At 46.4% G+C, this 2828-nt stretch carries 3 protein-coding genes, 1 tRNA gene and 1 pseudogene; 4 read left to right on the top strand and 1 reads right to left on the bottom strand.

The genetic code is table 11. The features are described 5' to 3' along the window. Window positions 1-255: pseudogene (locus WMO44_RS14695) on the top strand (site-specific integrase); the annotation flags it as partial. 56 nt (window positions 256-311) lie between these two features. Here the strand turns inward: WMO44_RS14695 and WMO44_RS14690 are convergent. After that, window positions 312-716: an AbrB/MazE/SpoVT family DNA-binding domain-containing protein gene (locus tag WMO44_RS14690; RefSeq protein WP_113621383.1), complete on the bottom strand. Its 405-nt coding sequence runs from the start codon at window positions 714-716 to the stop codon at window positions 312-314. A gap of 668 nt (window positions 717-1384) precedes the next feature. On the opposite strand from WMO44_RS14690, the gene WMO44_RS14685 reads away from it, so the two are divergent. The 3 genes from WMO44_RS14685 to WMO44_RS14675 form a co-directional block, all read left to right on the top strand. Next, a tRNA-Arg gene (locus WMO44_RS14685) sits at window positions 1385-1458 on the top strand. Between the two features lie 397 nt (window positions 1459-1855). Then, window positions 1856-2116, top strand: coding sequence for a hypothetical protein (locus WMO44_RS14680; RefSeq protein WP_349153019.1), 261 nt, complete (start codon window positions 1856-1858; stop codon window positions 2114-2116). Between the two features lie 199 nt (window positions 2117-2315). Beyond that, on the top strand, window positions 2316-2828 hold a 513-nt coding region (locus tag WMO44_RS14675; protein WP_349153018.1), incomplete at its 3' end, for a replication initiator protein A.

Genomic DNA, 2828 nt, shown 5'->3' with positions numbered 1-2828 from the left:
TCCGGTCATGCACAGGCTTCGATGGTCACCGAGCAGTACGCACACATTCTGGATGATGATCGGCGTTTGAACGCACAGCGATTCGACGATTTCTTCTATCAGCATCATGGTGCAGAGCCTGAAGTTCTCCCTCGCGCAGAGCAATCCGCTCCCAACGCCAGCCCAGTCGATACAGATGCGGCAGCAGCTCTTGCCAAACTGCTGGCTGACCCCTCTATGGCTACACTCATTAAAAATCTTGCAAAAAACCTATAAATCTCTATACATAAGCAGCGGCAGTTTCCGTATATGGAAATCTGCCGCTGCTTGTTTTATGATGATCCCGTTTCCTTGTGTTTTTTCGCCTTAGCTTCCTCTATATCCATCTTCAGCTGATGGGCAAGCTGTTTTACATAGTCGAGTGAAACTTCATAGTCTTCTGCGATTTTTTCTGCCGGCATCCCATCAAGGATCCGGGAGATCACAATGTTCCGGGTGGCTTGTTTTCTCGATTCTGCAATCATTTCCTCAATAGAGGGGCAATGTTTATTATGCATCCAATTCAAGTAATCCAAGCGTTCAGCTTCTATCCGCGATAGAAGCCTGACTGCATAGAAATTGTCATACACCTCGAATCGAACTTCCTCTCCGGGTTTGACTTCAAGTTTTTCCAGAACCGCATCTGGGAGTTTTACAGTTCCATCTTCACCGACTACAGTATTAAATTTCTTTTCCATTGCACACTCCTAAGATCACGCAAAGTTCCTTGCATCCAGTGCCTTTACTCCCGTAAGAATACCATAAGCCCCTTCCTTTTACAAGACAATGCGCATTTCCATTCGCACTGTTACAAAGACCAGAGTTTTCTCGCAGAAAGCTCTGGTCTTTTTCTATTGAAAACATTTGTCCATCACACCAGCTACGGCTGTATGGTCTGGTTCACGAATGCTAAACAAGCAAATATCCGTAGGGAAACGTACACTTCCCAGCTAATGAAAGGTGGGCATTTTACAATGAACCTTCCACTTTTCATTAGCTCTGCTAATTTTCTGCTAATGAAAAGCCTTTTACTCGTTTTATTTCGGGGTTTGTGTTCTTTACTCGGATTGACAGCGCAACAAAAAATCCATTGATAAAACGTTACTTGTTTTACCTACTTTTGTCTAGGATTTATTGCTTCAGCCCCTACTCCTAAGAATTCGGTCAACCTGATACCTTGGGTGCAGAAGTGATTGCTCTATTCAAAAGCAAAACCAAGAATCACGGTTTTCTCAACAAATTTTGATGCAACAAGTTTAACACCGTTCCGGTTGCAACGCAGTCGGTCACTTCGGTGTGAAAATCATTCTGCATATTCGTTTCCAAGCGCGTTGAATTTCAAAAAATCAACGATAATACATAATATGCCTCAGTAGCTTAGCTGGATAAAGCGCCTCCCTCCTAAGGAGGAGACCGCAGGTTCGAATCCTGTCTGGGGTATCCCTTTAAGAAAATGCGAAGGTCATTTTTCCATGTGAAAGACGATCTTCGCATTTTTCATTTTGAACCTATCACCAAAATTAGCCAGCTAATGCCATTAGCAGAATTTTCGGTTCCAGCTAATAAAATCAGGTTTCCAGCTAATGAAGCCCCATAAAGCACCTTTTGAACTCTGTTTTCTGGCTCTCTGCTAATATTGGTAGCCGCTTTTCTGTAAATCCATGTAAATACAAGATAATTTGTGTAAATCTATTTTACACATTCCTGCCCAAAAGCGTGCAAAACACTTTTCTCCATACATAGCGCGTTCACTCGCTGTTCTCTCGGAACAGAAAGAGGAACGCGCTTTTTTGTTTTCGGGCTGAACTTCCCGAATCCACCAAAGGAGGGTTTACCGATGAAAAAAGTTCTGACCGTCACGATGGACGGTATCCGCTACCACGCTTCCCGCCCGGCAGATTGCCGGCACTGCTTCTTCTGGAAGAATCGAAAGAAGGGCTGCGTTCTCGGCAAAGAGAACTGCTACTATCTGATCGAGCCGCCCAAAGGCCCCAGCAAGTGCGAAGGGTGCCCCTACAAGCGGGCAAAGCCCTGTGTGCTGGTTCCCTGCTACAAAGACCTGATGGCACCGCTGGAGAAACGAGGTGATGTCAAGTGAGCCACAAGCGAAACGAAGCTCTGCGCCATGTTCAGCACTCCATGCACCATGTGATCGCCGCTGGCGAAGGTTCTGACCGTGCCCCGGACAGCTGCAAGCTGTGCCCGTACTATCGGCCTGATTTCAAATTCCGCACCTGCCTGTATGCCCACTGCCCTTATAAGAAGCAGGTCAATGTATTCCGTTCCACACCTGAAAAATGGGATATTCTCTATGCCCGAAAAAAAAGCCGACAAGAACCGCAGACCTTGATTACTTCTATGGACAATCCAGCGAGCTGTTCTCCTTCTACCGGATTCCCAAGCTGTTGTTTCAGGATAGCCGCTTCCAACCGCTTTCCACAGATGCCAAAACCCTGTACGGTATCCTGCTGGACCGCATGAGCCTTTCAGCCCGGAATGGTTGGTTGGACAAAGCTGGGCGGGTGTTCATCATCTATACTGTGCAGGAGGTGCAGGATTCACTGGGCTGTGCCGATAAAAAGGCCACCAAGCTGCTGCGAGAACTGGAAGAGTACGGCCTGATTGAACGCAAACGGAGGGGGCTGGGCAAGCCTGATCTCATCTATGTAAAGAATTTTTCGTCAGAATCGTCAAAAACGCCCTACTTGAATCGTGATAATGACGATTCTGGAACCGTCCAGAATACGCTTCAAGACCCGGCCAAACTACGATGTAATAAGACTGAGAGAAATAATACAGAGGTAAGCGAT

This window comes from Faecalibacterium tardum (genome assembly GCF_040096515.1).
In the GTDB taxonomy this organism is placed as follows: Bacteria; Bacillota; Clostridia; order Oscillospirales; family Ruminococcaceae; genus Faecalibacterium; species Faecalibacterium tardum.
Note: the sequence above shows the minus strand (reverse complement) of the source record. Positions and strands in the feature narration are given on the sequence as shown.

Bases quoted from the DNA above. Each gene is read 5' to 3' on its own strand.
- WMO44_RS14690 (WP_113621383.1), bottom strand. From the start codon at position 716: ATGGAAAAGAAATTTAATACTGTAGTCGGTGAAGATGGAACTGTAAAA.
- WMO44_RS14680 (WP_349153019.1), top strand. From the start codon at position 1,856: ATGAAAAAAGTTCTGACCGTCACGATGGACGGTATCCGCTACCACGCT.